Origin of the sequence: Bradyrhizobium elkanii USDA 76 (assembly GCF_023278185.1) — a bacterium.
GTDB lineage: Bacteria > Pseudomonadota > Alphaproteobacteria > Rhizobiales > Xanthobacteraceae > Bradyrhizobium > Bradyrhizobium elkanii.
The window spans coordinates 6,833,381-6,847,696 of sequence record NZ_CP066356.1; the positions used below are offsets into that span (position 1 = coordinate 6,833,381).

Genomic DNA, 14,316 nt, shown 5'->3' on the forward strand with positions numbered 1-14,316 from the left:
ACGCTATTTGCAGTCCTTATTTCGAATCCTTGTTGGTATCCTTGGCCGCGATCACCTCGATCTCGACCAGGAATCCGGGATTGGCGAGCGCTGCGACGCCGACCACCGAGCGCGCCGGCAGGTTCGGCTGGCTGCCGCCGAAGAACTGGGTGTAGCCCTCCATGAAGGCCTTGAAGTCCATCGGCGCGGATGCGTTGTGCACCAGGAATACCTGCATCTTGACGACGTCGCCCATGCCAAGGCCCTGGCCTTCCAGAATGGTCTTGATGCGGTTGAGCACGCCGACGGTCTGCGTCTTGGTATCGCCATAGGCCGGCGGGCTCGACGGATCGGCGTCCTTGTTGATCACCGGCGGCACCTGGCCGCTGACATAGACGGTCGTGGTGTTGCCGGTGACGGTCACGGCCTGTGCGATCGGGAATGTCGAGTTGGGAATCGGATGCCTGACCACGTCAGCCGAGGCAGCGGTCGCCATCGCCGACAACGCGGCACCCAGTGCGATACCGATGAATTTCATCAAACTCTCCCCGAGTGTTTTTGTCAGCGGCGGGCGTCCTGGACATCCTTGGTCGTCACCGCGTCCTCATAGTTATTGCTGAAGTGCGTCCGCAGATAATTCACAACGGCGGCGATCTGACCATCGGTCATCATGTCGCCGAACGCCGGCATGCCGCGGCGGCCATTGATGACCAGGAAGACCGGATAGCTGCCGGCCTCGAGATTCTTGTTGCCGGCCAGCGACGGGTACGTGCCCGCCCCGGTCGCGCCCGTCGCATCCGGCATGTGGCAGCCTTGGCACATTGGCGAACAGCTCCTCGCCGGTCATCTCGACGAAGCGATACCCCGAAGAGAAGGTGCGCTTGCCCACGCCGCTGTCCTGTCCAAGGGCTGCCGTCGCCGACAGCAGCGCCAGTGCAGCGGCGACGGATGTTGCGGTCCGCATCATCACGTTTTCACCACGCGTTCGTGCAGCCGGGAGATGACGTCGAGCGCGGACAGGATCGCGCCCTCCTGCCAGGCCGGCAGCTGCGAGGCGTGCTCGCCCGCCAGCACGATACGGCCGTCGATCTGGCAGAGATTGCGGTAATGCTGCGCGCGGGCTGCTTCGGTCCATTCGCCGGCGCAGCCGAGCGTGAACGGCACGCGATGCCAGGCCACCGCGACGCCGTTCTCGAATTCGCTTCTGTACTGCGGATGGATTGCGGCGCCGAACTCGACCGCGCTGGCGACCCGCTCGGCCGGCGTCATCGCGGTGAACTCGAAGGAATTGGCACCGCCATACATGTAGGCGCCGAGCAGGATGCCGCGGCCGCCGCGGTTGAAGCCATAGTTCGGATAGGCGATCTGCCGGATCGGCAGGTCGGTGTAGCTGATGCCGCCATAGATCGCGTCATCCTCCTCCCAGAACCGCCGCTTGAACTGCAGGCCGATCTTCACCGAGGCGGCATACGGCACGGAGTCGATCGCACTCTTCATCGGCGCGCTGACATCGACCGGCAACTGGCTCAGGATCGGCAACGGGATGGTGCAGATGCACCAGTCGGCGGTCGCCTGCTGCACCGTGGATGGACTGGCGGTGTCGACATAGCTGACGGTGACGCCGGAGCCGTTCTGCTGGATCTGCGTCACCTTGGCGCCATAGCGGATGAGATCGCCGACCTCGCGCGCGAACGCCTTGCCGATCATGTCCATGCCGCCGACCGGCTGGAACATGGTGGTCTGGAAATCGTAGCGCGCGAAGGTCTGCAGATAGCGCCACATCCGCGACCGCAGCAGCTCCTGCAGCGGGATCGGGTCGCTGGGCAGCGGATCGCCCATCAAGCCGCCGCCGGGATCGCGCGCATAACCGCGGAACTCGGCCGACACGAGGTTGGCGTTGTACTTGTAGTCGCGATCCAGCGCGCCCCAGTCGCGCAGCGACTGCAGCAGGATCTCCTGATCTTCCTTGCCGACGGTCTCGTCGAGCCGGCCCTGCTGGGTGATCTTTGCGAGCAGCTCCGAAACCCCGCCCTGGAAATCCGCCTTGATGCTGCGAAAGCGCTGCGGCTTGCCGCCGAATGCACGCGTCGCGTGCAGATAGGCGTTGTGGTTGAGCTGGATGAAGGGTTCCAGCGTCACATTGAGCCGGCGGCAGTAATCGAGCAGCGCACGGTGATGATAGGGAATCCGCCACGGGCCGGGATTGAGATAGAGCCCCTGCTCGAACTGGCTGGTCTGCCTGAAGCCGCCGAGCTCGACAAAACTGTCGCCGCCGCGGATCGACCAGTTGCGGCCGCCCGCGCGGCTGTTGAATTCGAGGATCTGGACCTTGTAGCCGGCCTTGCGCAGCTCCAGCGCTGCGGTCATTCCGGCAAGCCCTGCGCCGAGAATCAGCACCGAGGCGCCCTTCACGTCGCCTGCGAGCTTCAGCGGCCCCTTGTAGGCGGATTCCGACGCGAAGCCGAGGCTCGTCATCGCGTGATACATCGCCGAACTGCCGGCAATGGTGCCGATCAGCGCCAGCAGATCCCGCCGCCTGATTACAGATTCGTTCTGCACCCGCGCTCACCCAGCCGCTGACGTCGATGGCGAAGGGAAACGGTTGACGCGATCCGTGTCAAGAAAGGGCGCACGCTTCCACATGCACCCACACGCGCTTTTGATGCATCACGCGACCGACACATCACACCACGCGTTCGCGATGCACGCGCCGGCAATCCATTTCGAAGTCGAGCCCAACCACCGGCGGCCGGTCGAAATGCCAGGTCAAGCCGTTGCGAAGCACGCCGCGGCGGCCGAGCTCGCTTTCCAGCACCGGATAGGCGTCGTGCACCGTGTAGAGCTGCACCGCGGTGGTGTCCTGCCAACGGCCGCCGAACGCGCTCATCCGGCGTTCCATCTCGTCAGCCACGAATTTCGCCTTCGCCAGGAGGCCGGCCGGGCTGGTGTCGCCGAGGGCGACGGTGTGATCCCGATAATTGGCCTTGCCCTCGACCGACTCGCCGCTGCCGGCGACGACAAAGCTGGTTGGTGCGTCCTTGGCGGCCGGCACCGTGTAGCAGAAGGCGTGGAAGCTCGGCTCGCCGGGTGGATCGAGCTTCGGACAGACATTGCTGCGCGCCACCGGATTGACGCCGTCCCGCATCACGCCCCAGGCCACCAGCGTCTTGATGTAGATTTCGTTGAAGGCCCTGAAGCCGTCCTCGGTGAACGGCGCCGGGGAACGCAGCTCGCAGGCGCCGAACGCCGTCAGCGGACGACCCACCGCTTTGATGATGTCGGCAATCCTTGCAAAACCGGCGCGCAAGGGCACCGGTTCAGAGAAGCTGACGCGCTCGATGGCAAAGCCGGGCAGCGTACCGATGCCGCAGGAATACTGACTGACGCCGGGCATGAAGCGGTAGCCGCCGTCGGAAGCCTCGATGGTGTTGGTCATGGTGCCTCGTGAACACGGTGATGTGGCCGTCGCGATGACGTCCTGCTTGATTTCACCACAGCTGTCGTCCCTGCGAAAGCAGGGACCCATACTCCGCGGCGGTTGTTGTGGAGGGGACTTGCGGTTGCAGCACTGCTCAACAATGGCCATCGGTGGTTGATGGTGTGGACGGCCCCCTACGGCATCAGTGTGCCAGAATGAGGTTGTCTAGATCTCATACATGGGAGCCGTCCGTGAACCAGATTATCCGCATTGGGATTGATACGTCGAAGTATATTTTTGTGCTGCATGGGGTTGATGCGGCGGAGCAGGTGGTGCTGCGCAAGAAGCTGTCGCGCAAACAGGTGCTGGAGTTCTTCGCCAAATTGCCGCCGACCGTGATCGGGATGGAGGCCTGCGGGGCTTCGCAACATTGGGCGCGGGAGCTTTCCAAGCTCGGTCACGAAGTGAAGCTGATGGCACCGCAATTGGTTAAACCCTACGTGATGCGGAACAAGAATGACGGGCGGGATGCAGAAGGTCTGTGTGAAGCGATGAGCCGGCGGAGCATGCGCTTCGTGCCGGTGAAGACGGCCGAGCAGCAGGCTGCGCTGATGCTGATGGGCGTCCGCGACGGATTGATCGTCCGGCGCACCCAGCTGACCAATACGATCCGCGGCCATGCGGCGGAGTATGGCCTGATCGCACCCAAAGGACTGGACGCGATCGAGCCACTGCTGGCGCGGATTGCGCAGGACGAGACGCTTCCCGCCCTGGCACGCGAGCTGTTTGTGGTGCTGGGCCGGGAGCGCGCCAGGCTCGAGGGTGAGTTGAAGGCGGTTGAGGCCAAGCTGATGGCCTGGCACCGCGGCGATGCCACGGGCCGGCGCCTGGCTGAGATCCCCTCGGTCGGTCCGATCGTTGCAACCGCGCTGGTGATGAAGACACCTGATCCGCACGCGTTCCGTTCTGGTCGTCATTTTGCGGCCTGGCTGGGATTGACACCCAAGGACCACTCTACCGCCGGCAGGACCAGGCTTGGCAAGATCACGCGGGCGGGCGATGAGGACCTGCGCCGTCTGCTGGTCATCGGGGCCACGGCGGTGATCCAGCAGGCCAGGCGCGGACGCGGTCATCACTCGCGCTGGCTGCTGGCCCTGATCCAGCGCAAGCCGCCGAAGCTTGCGGCCGTGGCGCTTGCCAACAAAGTAGCCCGTATCGCCTGGAAGTTGATGGCGACGGGCGAGAGTTACGAGGCGGCACGGATCAAGCCCATGACAGCCGCCGCCTAATCGATTGGCCGGCCGGCGGGCTCGCTCGCCGGTCGACCCGGAGCTGCAGGAGCAGATGGAGCGATCGATCGAGCAACGATGCGAGACAATCCGTGAGACCCATCGGCCGTCAACAGGTCGCCTGGTTGTTTGGAACTCGCATCGCGCAACCCATCTTGGCCAGCGATCGACCGATCGCACTCAACAGGCCGGACATATGGATGCAAGCGATCCGATCTCACCAAAAAGCTCTTGTGCCACGGGGGCCGTCCACATATGGGTCCCCGCTTTCGCAGGGACGACACCGAACTTGTTGCACGATCACCGGCGGAAGGGTTCACCTCCCTCTCACCTCTCACGGTCGTCCCGCGACTAGCCGGGCGGTCGTCGGCCGACAGCGATCGTCAGTCGGCCGGGATGAAGCGGAGTGTGCCTGCCCGGCGCGTCGGCTTGCCGGTGTCGTTCGTATGATTGACGCCGTCCATCACAGGCACCTCGGGGAAATCGAACGGGCTTACGCCGTCGAGGCAAGCCACGTTGACGGCATACAGGTTCTGGTTCGATCGCCGTTGATGATGGGTGTAGATTCCGCAGCGCGAACAGAAGAAGTGCTGCACCGATCCGGTATGGAAGCGGTAGCTTGTCAACGTATCCTCGCCATGCAGGACCTTGATCCCGCCCATTTCAGCCATGGCAACGACGGCGCCCCGCATCCGGCAGTAAGAGCAGGTGCAGCGGCGGATTGAATTGAAGTCGTCGCTGAGCGTCACCTCGAAACGCACTGCGCCGCAATGGCACTGGCCAGCCCGAACACCCGTGTCGCCCGTCATGTTGCTGCGTCTCCTGTCCAGATCGCCCAGCGAGGTCAACGCGCCGCACGCAGTGCGCTCGGAACCGCGCAGGAGCATGATCTGCCGACTGAGACCGATCTCAATCCGAACGTATCGTCAGGATCAGCGCCGGACAATCGATCAAAACTCGCGCATGATAGGAGAAAAACTCACGCGAAGGCTCGATGCAAATTTTGACGAGGCTAGTGCGATTTGGCGACATAAGGGCAGCCGCCTTCATCAAGCGGGCGGAAGGCCTGATCGCCCGGCACCGTCGCGAGATACTCGTAGAGGTCCCATTTGCTCTTGGACTCCTCCGGCTTCTTGATGCGCATCAGATACATGTCATGCACCATCCGGCCGTCCTCGCGCACGAGGCCATTCTGGGCAAAGAAATCATTGACCGGGGTCTTGCGCATCTGCCCGATCACGGTTTCCGAATCGACCGAGTTGGTGGCGGCGACCGCCTTGAAATAGTGCCGGAGCGCCGAGTTGACGCCGGCCTGGTAGGCGGTCGGCATCGCGCCATGACGCTTGAAGAACTCCTGGGCGAAGACGCGTGTCTCCGGCGTGCGATCCCAATAGAAGGAATCGGTGAACAGCAGATCGTGCGCATGCGCGAGGCCAAGCGCAGGCACGTCGGTGAGCGTCACCTGCAGCGCGACGAGTTGCATGCTGGCGCGGATGTTGAACTCGTCGGCCTGCGACACCGCGTTGCGGAAGTCGGAACCGGCATTGGCGAGCGCCAGGATCTTGGCGCCGGAGGACTGGGCCTGCAGCAGGAAGGACGAGAAATCGGCGGTGTCGAAGGGGTGGCGAACCGCGCCGAGCACCTTGCCGCCGGCCGATGTCACGGCCTTGCTCGCATCGCGCTCCAGCGCCTGGCCGAACGCATAATCCGCCGTGAGGAAAAACCAGGGCGTGCCGCCGCGGGCCACCACGGCCTTCGCCGTCGCGTTCGAGGAGGCATAGGTGTCATAGGTCCACTGCACGCTGGTCGGCGAGCATTGCTTGCCGGTGAGGTCGGACGAGCCGGAGCCCGAGATCAGGAACAGCTTCTTGCGTTCGCGCGTCACCGTCTGGATCGCGAGCGCCACCGCGGAATTGACGCCTTCGGCGACCACGTCGACACCCTTGTTGTCGATCCAGTTGCGCACGATGCCGGTCGCCACGTCAGGCTTGTTCTGGTGATCGGCCGAAATGATCTCGATCTTGCGTCCGGCGACCGTGCCGCCGATTTCCTCCGCCGCCATTTGTGCCGCGATCACCGATCCCGGGCCATTGCCGTCGGAATATTGCCCGCTCATGTCGGTGATGATGCCGACCCGCAGCACGCCATCCTCCGCTCGGGCAGCGCCGGCCGCAAATGAGAGACACATGGCGGCCATTGCGATCAGGAGATACGAGCGTTTCGTGATGGACATTTCGTTCCCGGGTGTTTCGACGTTTCGGACGATCTCCTGAAGCAATCAGGGATCGCCGACAACCCCGTCGCCGGCATGGCGCCCTGCGATTCCGTTGAGAAATTCCGGGAGGAGGAACACAGCCATTGCGTCGACACACGCGAGGCCGATCATGCGAACGCCGCGACGAAATTTCGCCGCGGCGTGCACTGAATCATACCAATGGATCATGCGCTGTGGCGTGGAGATCGACTCAGCGCCGCTGCCACAATTGCCGCACCAGAATGCCGGCCTTGCGCTCGATCGCCTCGGCGGCGTCAAGACACATGTCCTCGCGATAGCGCGAGCCGACGATCTGGACGCCGACCGGCAATCCCTCATCGAGGCCGACCGGCACCACGGCCGCCGGCAGCCCCAGCACGTTCATCGACGAAATGAAGCGCAGGTCGTTCCAGAACAAATCCTTGACGCGCTGATCGCCGCCGAGATCGGCATTGACCTCCGGCGTCTTGCGCACCGTGGTCGGCATCACGACCAGTGGATACTGCTCGAGGAAGGTCATCCAGTTCCTGATGTGGCGCGAGCGCTCGGCGATCGCCTTCATGTAGCCGGCCTGATCGAGCTGATTGGCCAGCGCGATGAAGCCGCGGAACGTCTTCTGGAAGTCGGCGCTGGTGGTCGCCAGCATCTGGTCCTGCTGCAGCACGCGAACCTCGGTCATGATCAGGTCGCACCAGAGCTGCCAGACCTTGTTGAGATCGGGCACCTCCACCTCGCTGACCGCGTAACCCGCATCCGCCAGATGATCCGCCGCCTTGCGCTGGAGCGCGATGACGCCGCGATCGGTCGCCATGTCCTCGGGGATCTTTGCGAGCGCGACCTTGATCGGCCCGGCCGGCTTCGGCCTCGTCAGCGGCGCCGGCACATACCAGGGATCGCGCGGATCGCGCTGCGCCATCACCTCGAGGCCGAGGCGCACGTCGGCGACGTGTCGCGCCAGCGGCCCTTGCGACGACATGAACTGCGCCATCAGCGGCCGCTCCGCCGTGGCGCTGGGATTGAACGCGGGAATGCGGCCCTGGGTCGGCTTGATGGTGGCAATGCCGTTGCAATGCGCCGGCCAACGCAGCGAGCCGCCGATGTCGTTGCCGTGTGCGATGGTGCCGATGCCGGCGGCGATCGACGCGCCGGCGCCGCCCGAGGATCCGCCGCAGGTCACGTCGGCATTCCAGGGATTGCGCGTCAGGCCGTGCAGCGGGTTGTCGGTGAAGCCGCGCAGCGAGAACTCCGGCGTGTTGGTGAGGCCGATGATGATTGCGCCGGCCTTCTTGAGATTGGCCGTCACCGGCGAGTCGCCCGGCGCGATGTTGTCCTTGAATGCCACCACGCCGTTCGAATTGGCCTGGCCCTCGACGTCGATGTTGATCTTGATCGTGACCGGCACGCCGTGCAGCGGTCCGACGGCGCCGCCTCCGCGCTTGCTCGCGGCCAACGCCTCGTCCGCAGCCTTGGCGGCCTGCATCGCTGACGCGCCGAGATCGACCACGACGGCGTTGAGCGCCGGATTGGCTTCCTGCATGCGGTCGAGATGGGCGCGGACCACCTCCTCCGACGTCACTTGGTTGTTTCGGATCGCCGCGGCCGTGTCGACGGCGGACCATTGCCAGATCGGTGCGTTCGTCACGTGATGTTCTCCCATGATGTTCAGTGCCTTGTTGTTGGTTCAATCTCGCGGGTCGATCGGCGTCAGCCTTGATGCACGCGCCTCGATCAGCTCGGCCGCTGCGAGACAGACGTCTTCCCGGAAGCGGCCGGCGATCACCTGCACGCCGACCGGCGCGCCGCCGGCGGTCCCGGTCGGCACGACGACCGACGGAAAGCCGAGCGCGGGCACCGCCAGCAGCGGCCGCTGCGCATCGAGCAGCGCGCGCACGACGTTCGCGTCTTCCTGATCCTGATCGAAACGGAACGGCAGTTGCGCCGAGACCGGCAGGATGATGACGGGACAGCGCTCCTGGAACAGCTGCCAGGCCCGCACCATCGCCAGCCGCTGCTCGAAACAGGCGAGCACCTGATCGCCGTCGAGCTCGGGCGCGTAGGCGATATGGCACTCGAGGTTGTAGCGGCTCCGATCGTCGCCGAACTTGCGGATCATCGGCGCCAGCACGCGCCGCTCCTCATTGATGACGAGGCGATGCCAGAGATCGGCGGCCTCCGCGAGCCGCGGCGGCACGGTCTCCTCCACGGCAAAGCCGGCCTCCGCGAGCCAGCGCCCGGCGGCGCGCACCGCCGCGCTCACCTCGCCCGCCTCGTCGCCGAACGGCGCGGGCGCGATCGCGACGCCGATCGGACGCTTGAGCGGCGCGCCTTGCAGGGGCACCGGCAGCCATGTGCCGTCGCGCGCGTCCGCCTGGGCCATGGCGGCAAGGCCGATGCGCAAGTCGGCGACCGAGCGGGCAAGCGGCCCCTGCACCGACATCATCTGCGCGGTGATCGGACGGTCGCTGGTTGCCGACGGATTGAACGCGGGGATCCGCCCCGGCGTCGGACGCAGGCCGGCGACGCCGCAGGCGTAAGCCGGATAGCGGATCGAGCCGCCGAAATCATTGCCGTGCGCGATCGCGCCCATGCCGGAGGCAACGGCCGATGCGGCGCCACCGCTGGAGCCGCCCGGCGTCAGCCGACGGCTCCACGGATTGTAGGTCGCGCCGTGCAGATCGTTGTTGGTGAACCAGCGGTGCGAGAAGGCCGGCGTGTTGGTGCGGCCGACAATGACGGCGCCCGCCTTGCGAAGATTCGCGACCACCGGGCTGTCCTCGGTGGCGATCACGTCGCGGAACGCGACGACGCCGTTGGTGGTGGCGCAGCCGCGCTGGTCGACATTGACCTTGATGGTGACGGGGACGCCATGCAGCACGCCGAGTTCCGCGCCTGATTTCACCGCGACGTCCGCCGCGTCCGCGGCGGCCAGCGCTTCGTCGGCGAGCACAGCGACAATGGCGTTCAATGCCGGATTGACCTCGGCGATGCGATCGAGACTGGATTGCACGGCTTCCCGGCTGGAAATCGCGCGCGTCGCGATCGCACGCGCCAGATCGACGGCCGACCAGCTCCACAACTCATTCTCGCGCCGCGTGTCCATTGTCGTTTTCTCCAGGGCGTGATGCAGCAGTCGGCCGATGCGGTTCAATCGAGCCGCAACGGCTGGTGAAACACGGGCAGATCGATGCGCCGGTCTTCCGCGGGAACGACCACCGCTTCGGCGCTCAGCACATGATCGAGCATCACGCGCCGGGCGCGCGCGGCATTGCCGGAGCGGAACGCAGCCAGCAGACGCTTGTGAAACTCGATGTTCTCGCAGGTGAAGCTGGATGCGAATTCCTGGACGCCGAGCTTGCCGATCAGATGACGGATCGCCTCGTTGACGAACCGGCACATCAGGCCGAGCAGCGGGTTGGGACAGGCCTCGATCAGGATGTCGTGGAAATCGATCTCGGCGTGGCGATGATGTTCCCAATCGGCATCGCCGTCGGGATGATGCTCCTGGACCGCGATCGCCTTTTCCAGTGCGGCGAAATGCGCTGCCGTGAGGTGGCCGACCACGCTGAAGGCGAGCTCCGGCTCGATCAGCCGGCGGATCTGGTAGATCTGCGCGGTGCTGGTCGACTGGAAATAGAAATAGTTGCTGAGCAGGCCGACGATCCGGTTGATCGACACCGGCGCCACCCGCGCGCCGCCGCCGGGGCCGGTGGTGTTCTGCACCAGCCCCTGCACTTCCAGCGATTTGAGCGCCTCGCGGATGGTGGAGCGGCTGCAGCCGAACATCTCGATCAGCTCCCCCTCCTGCGGCAGCCGGTCGCTCGGCTGCAAGCCGGCCTGGAAGATGTGGCTGCGGATCAGGTCGGCGACGGCGTCCGAGCGCTTGCGCTTGATCGAGGCGCGGCGCGAAGGGTCGAGGGACGGGAGAGCCGATTTATCCATTTTATGATCATAAATAGGATCGCGATCACTTTGCAAGCCGGTTGAAGCGGCCCTTCTCCGGACCTCACGATGCCGAACCCGCCATGCGACCGGGGGCGAAGCGCCTACGCGGTCAAAGGACCGACCGGATGCGGGGAGATGGTGATGAGAGGAGTCTGCGGAGCCGAGGCGGCGTCTCGCTTAAAGCGGACTATGGTTCACGGTGTGGCGCATCTGGCGACAAAACCCTTCGACGAACTGAGCAAGCGCCTCGAAATTGACCAGCAGCCTTTCGGCCTGCTCCCGGTCAGCCGAACCGGGTGCAAACGAATCCGACAAACGCCGTTGACGATCTGCACGATCCCGGCACGTCGCGGCCCTGCTCTCGGCAAACTCCAGTTGCTCGCGTCGCCGGCCAAGCTTGTCTTCTTCCTCGAGCAGCCGCTTGTTGAGCATCGATCTCGTGTTGGTTGGAACGTCCGGGCGCTTCAGCAGATCCAGGTAGTGGTCGATGTTTGCGCGCGCGGTATACTCGTTCACGTATGTGCCTCCGGCCAGTCGCAGTCTCGGTCGGCGAGGCTTGGCTTCAACACTCAGGAGCTGCTCGATCTCAGCCAGGAGTTGGCGAAGCTCATCGGTCGAAAACCCTTGCAGGGCATCGTGGACCTGGCTTCGGGTGCTTTCCGGATCGACGGCGTTGTCTTCGGCCATTGGCGTACGGCAAAAATCAAAAAGTAAAGCCCTGTCAGGCACACACCAAATCAACAAATCAACGGCAGCTCGAACGATGCCCACGCGAACAATGATTCTGTCATCGCGCGCGCTCGCGAATCCAATGGCGTTCAAGATAAGTTACGGGTGGAACATCGCCTAGTGCACTCTGTGCCAGCCGCGCCTTTGCGCCAACCATCGGCGAAGTCTTGGTTGCCGCATCGTTAAGGCCAGAGCAGGCCGCTCCAAAAATCAAAGCAGACGGCGACGGATGCGAACAGGCCGGCACTGAGGTGCGGCATGTGACGGCAAGCGACGGAGAATCCGGATCGCTCAGCCGTGCGCGCGCTGCGCCTCGAGGCCGCGGCTGTAGCGCGACATCGCAAAGCAGAACACGAAGTAGATCACGCCGACGAACACATAGACCTCGACGCTGAAGGCCTGCCAGGCCGGATCGACGATCGCGGTCTTGGCGGTGGTCAAGAGATCGAAGATGCCGATGATCAGCACCAGGCTGGTGTCCTTGAAGAAGGCGATGAAGGTGTTGACCAGCGGCGGGATGACGTGGCGGATCGCCTGCGGCAGCACGATCAGCGCGTTCTTCTCCCAGTAGGACAGCCCGAGCGCGTCGGCGGCCTCATATTGTCCGCGCGGCACCGCCTGCAGACCGCCGCGCACCACTTCCGCAAGATAGGCGCCGGCATAGAGGATGAAGGCGATCTGGGCGCGCAGCAATTTGTCGATGTTGACGCCGTCCGGCATGAACAGCGGGAACATGACGCTCGCCATGAACAACAGGCTGATCAGCGGCACGCCGCGGATCAGTTCGACATAGAGCACGCAGAGCGAGCGGATCGCCGGCAATTTCGAGCGGCGGCCGAGCGCCACCAAAATTCCGAGCGGGAAGCCAAACGCCAATCCGAAGGTCGCGAGGATCAGCGTCACCGGCAGCCCGCCCCAGCGGTCCTGCGTGACAAAGGACATGCCGAGAAAGCCGCCCCACATCAGGCATCCGATCGCGATCAAGGAAGCGGCCCACAGCAGGAACAGCTCCTTGCGCCAGAAGCTGCGGCGGCTCGACACCACGAACAGCGCGATAAAGATCACGACCGCGAGCGCCGGCCGCCACTGTTCGCTGAACGGATAGGTGCCGAACAGGATGAAGCGGTACTTCTCGGGGATCACCGCCCAGCAGGCGCCGACGCCGCGCAGCGCGCGGCAGGCGCTGGTGTCGTTGCCTGAGACGATCCAAATCGCGTTGGCGATGCCCCATTGCCAGAGGCCGATGCAGGCCTTGGCGAGCACGAACAGCAGCAGCAGCGTCATGATGCTCGACGTCACGGACGCGAACAGGTTGGCGCGCAGCCAGGCCACGATCTGGCCGCCGAGCGTGCGCTGCGCGCGGCGCCGGCCGATCGGCAGCGGATCCTGCGGGAGATGTGCGACCGAGCTCATGTCAGCGCTCCACCAGCGCGATCCGCGCATTGTACCAGTTCATGAACAGGCTGATGCCGAGGCTGATGGTGAGGAACACCATCATGATCAGCGCGATCGACTCGATCGCCTGCCCGGTCTGGTTCAGCGTGGTGTTGGCGATCGAGACGATGTCCTGGTAGCCGACCGCGACCGCGAGCGAGGAATTCTTGGTCAGGTTCAGATACTGGCTGGTCATCGGCGGGATGATGACGCGCAGCGCCTGCGGCAGCACGATGTGCTGCAGCACGAAGCTGCGCTTCAGTCCGAGCGCCTTGGCAGCGTCCGACTGGCCGCGCGGCACCGCCTGGATGCCGCTGCGCACGATCTCGGCGATGAACGCCGACGTATACGTGACGAGCGCGATCAGCAGCGCGAAGTATTCCGGCGCCAGGGTCAGCCCGCCGACGAAATTGAATCCGCGCAGTTCGGGCAGCATGACACTCCAGCTCGCACCCAGAAGCCACGACACCAGCGCCGGCAGCGCGATGATGAGGCCGAGCGCGTAGGGCCAGGCCGGCCGCGCCTTGCCATCGAGCATCTGCTGCGCGATCAGGCGGCGCCTGACGATGATGAAGACGATCACGCCGACGACCAGCGCAACGAGCGTCCAGCCATTGGCCTCATGCAGCGGCACCGACGGCAGCACCAGGCCGCGGTTGGACAGATAGACTCCGTCGACCGGCTTCCAGGCCTGGCGCGCGGCCGGCAGACCCTGCATCAGCACGTACCAGAACAACAGCTGCAGCAGCAGCGGCAGGTCGCGCAGCACCTCGACATAGACGGCGGCGAGCCGTGCCAGCAGCCAGTTCGACGACAGCCGCGCGATGCCGACCAGCGTGCCGATCACGGTCGCCAGCACGATGCCGATGACCGCGACGCGCAGCGTGTTGACGACGCCGACGATGAAGGCGCGCAGATAAGTGTTCTTCGGCGTGTAGTCGATCCAGCTGTCGGCGATCGGCATGCCGGCTTCACGGCCGAGGAAGGCAAAGCCGGTCGAGATGCGCCGCACCGAGAGGTTATGGACCGCGTTCGACCACAGCCAGGCGACGACGGCGACCGCGATGGCGACCACCAGTATCTGCCAGAACAGGCCCGCGACGCGGGGATCGCTGAGCGAAAGCCGCCAGGGCCGGGCGGGAGGGCGTTTCGGCGTCGATGTCGTCACAGCACAAGGACCCCAGTGAGAAGCGATCTTCTGCCATGCGCAAGAGCGTTTTCGAGCGAAGCCGACACCGGTTGGCGTGAAGAAAACGCGTCAGCCTCAAATC

13 protein-coding genes are annotated in these 14,316 nt (G+C 64.7%); 1 reads left to right on the plus strand and 12 read right to left on the minus strand.

What is annotated here, in order from left to right; translation table 11 throughout:
• Nucleotides 1–16 precede the first annotated feature (16 nt).
• From JEY66_RS32785 to cnbZ, 4 genes are all read right to left on the minus strand, one after another.
• Nucleotides 17–517, minus strand: coding sequence for a RidA family protein (locus tag JEY66_RS32785; protein WP_016846405.1), 501 nt, complete (start codon nt 515–517; stop codon nt 17–19).
• A gap of 23 nt (nt 518–540) precedes the next feature.
• Entirely contained in the window at nt 541–783 is a 243-nt protein-coding gene (locus JEY66_RS32790; protein ID WP_018270337.1) for a c-type cytochrome, read from the minus strand.
• Between the two features lie 162 nt (nt 784–945).
• Entirely contained in the window at nt 946–2,538 is a 1,593-nt protein-coding gene (locus JEY66_RS32795; RefSeq protein ID WP_016846403.1) for an NAD(P)/FAD-dependent oxidoreductase, read from the minus strand.
• A 124-nt stretch (nt 2,539–2,662) separates the two neighbouring features.
• Nucleotides 2,663–3,415, minus strand: coding sequence for a 2-amino-5-chloromuconate deaminase CnbZ (gene cnbZ / locus JEY66_RS32800; RefSeq protein ID WP_016846402.1), 753 nt, complete (start codon nt 3,413–3,415; stop codon nt 2,663–2,665).
• 233 nt (nt 3,416–3,648) lie between these two features.
• Here cnbZ and JEY66_RS32805 point away from each other — a divergent pair, with 233 nt between their 5' ends.
• Nucleotides 3,649–4,686, plus strand: a complete 1,038-nt coding sequence (locus JEY66_RS32805) for an IS110 family RNA-guided transposase (RefSeq protein ID WP_018269073.1) — start codon at nt 3,649–3,651, stop codon at nt 4,684–4,686.
• 383 nt (nt 4,687–5,069) lie between these two features.
• On the opposite strand, the gene JEY66_RS32810 is transcribed toward JEY66_RS32805, so the two are convergent.
• From JEY66_RS32810 to JEY66_RS32845, 8 genes are all read right to left on the minus strand, one after another.
• Nucleotides 5,070–5,495, minus strand: coding sequence for a GFA family protein (locus tag JEY66_RS32810; RefSeq protein ID WP_026192428.1), 426 nt, complete (start codon nt 5,493–5,495; stop codon nt 5,070–5,072).
• A 203-nt stretch (nt 5,496–5,698) separates the two neighbouring features.
• On the minus strand, nt 5,699–6,919 hold the full coding sequence (locus JEY66_RS32815; RefSeq protein WP_018270335.1) for an ABC transporter substrate-binding protein: 1,221 nt from the start codon (nt 6,917–6,919) through the stop codon (nt 5,699–5,701).
• A gap of 232 nt (nt 6,920–7,151) precedes the next feature.
• Nucleotides 7,152–8,597 (minus strand): amidase family protein, encoded by a 1,446-nt coding sequence (locus tag JEY66_RS32820; protein WP_018270333.1) that lies wholly within the window; start codon nt 8,595–8,597, stop codon nt 7,152–7,154.
• A 24-nt stretch (nt 8,598–8,621) separates the two neighbouring features.
• Complete coding sequence (locus JEY66_RS32825; protein WP_026192427.1) at nt 8,622–10,040, minus strand: amidase family protein; 1,419 nt, start codon at nt 10,038–10,040, stop codon at nt 8,622–8,624.
• A 44-nt stretch (nt 10,041–10,084) separates the two neighbouring features.
• The gene (locus JEY66_RS32830) at nt 10,085–10,879 is read right to left on the minus strand and encodes a FadR/GntR family transcriptional regulator (protein WP_018270331.1); all 795 of its coding nucleotides are present in this window, start codon (nt 10,877–10,879) and stop codon (nt 10,085–10,087) included.
• Between the two features lie 180 nt (nt 10,880–11,059).
• The gene (locus JEY66_RS32835; protein WP_240537004.1) at nt 11,060–11,704 is read right to left on the minus strand and encodes a hypothetical protein; all 645 of its coding nucleotides are present in this window, start codon (nt 11,702–11,704) and stop codon (nt 11,060–11,062) included.
• A gap of 198 nt (nt 11,705–11,902) precedes the next feature.
• On the minus strand, nt 11,903–13,024 hold the full coding sequence (locus JEY66_RS32840) for an amino acid ABC transporter permease (protein ID WP_016843332.1): 1,122 nt from the start codon (nt 13,022–13,024) through the stop codon (nt 11,903–11,905).
• A 1-nt stretch (nt 13,025) separates the two neighbouring features.
• The gene (locus JEY66_RS32845; RefSeq protein WP_018270330.1) at nt 13,026–14,213 is read right to left on the minus strand and encodes an amino acid ABC transporter permease; all 1,188 of its coding nucleotides are present in this window, start codon (nt 14,211–14,213) and stop codon (nt 13,026–13,028) included.
• Nucleotides 14,214–14,316: the final 103 nt, after the last annotated feature.

What these genes read in the sequence shown, in the direction of transcription:
- JEY66_RS32785 (WP_016846405.1), bottom strand. Translation starts at nt 517, where the DNA reads ATGAAATTCATCGGTATCGCACTGGGTGCCGCGTTGTCGGCGATGGCG.
- JEY66_RS32790 (WP_018270337.1), bottom strand. Translation starts at nt 783, where the DNA reads ATGCCGGATGCGACGGGCGCGACCGGGGCGGGCACGTACCCGTCGCTG.
- cnbZ (WP_016846402.1), bottom strand. Translation starts at nt 3,415, where the DNA reads ATGACCAACACCATCGAGGCTTCCGACGGCGGCTACCGCTTCATGCCC.
- JEY66_RS32810 (WP_026192428.1), bottom strand. Translation starts at nt 5,495, where the DNA reads ATGACGGGCGACACGGGTGTTCGGGCTGGCCAGTGCCATTGCGGCGCA.
- JEY66_RS32815 (WP_018270335.1), bottom strand. Translation starts at nt 6,919, where the DNA reads ATGTCCATCACGAAACGCTCGTATCTCCTGATCGCAATGGCCGCCATG.
- JEY66_RS32820 (WP_018270333.1), bottom strand. Translation starts at nt 8,597, where the DNA reads ATGGGAGAACATCACGTGACGAACGCACCGATCTGGCAATGGTCCGCC.
- JEY66_RS32825 (WP_026192427.1), bottom strand. Translation starts at nt 10,040, where the DNA reads ATGGACACGCGGCGCGAGAATGAGTTGTGGAGCTGGTCGGCCGTCGAT.
- JEY66_RS32830 (WP_018270331.1), bottom strand. Translation starts at nt 10,879, where the DNA reads ATGGATAAATCGGCTCTCCCGTCCCTCGACCCTTCGCGCCGCGCCTCG.
- JEY66_RS32840 (WP_016843332.1), bottom strand. Translation starts at nt 13,024, where the DNA reads ATGAGCTCGGTCGCACATCTCCCGCAGGATCCGCTGCCGATCGGCCGG.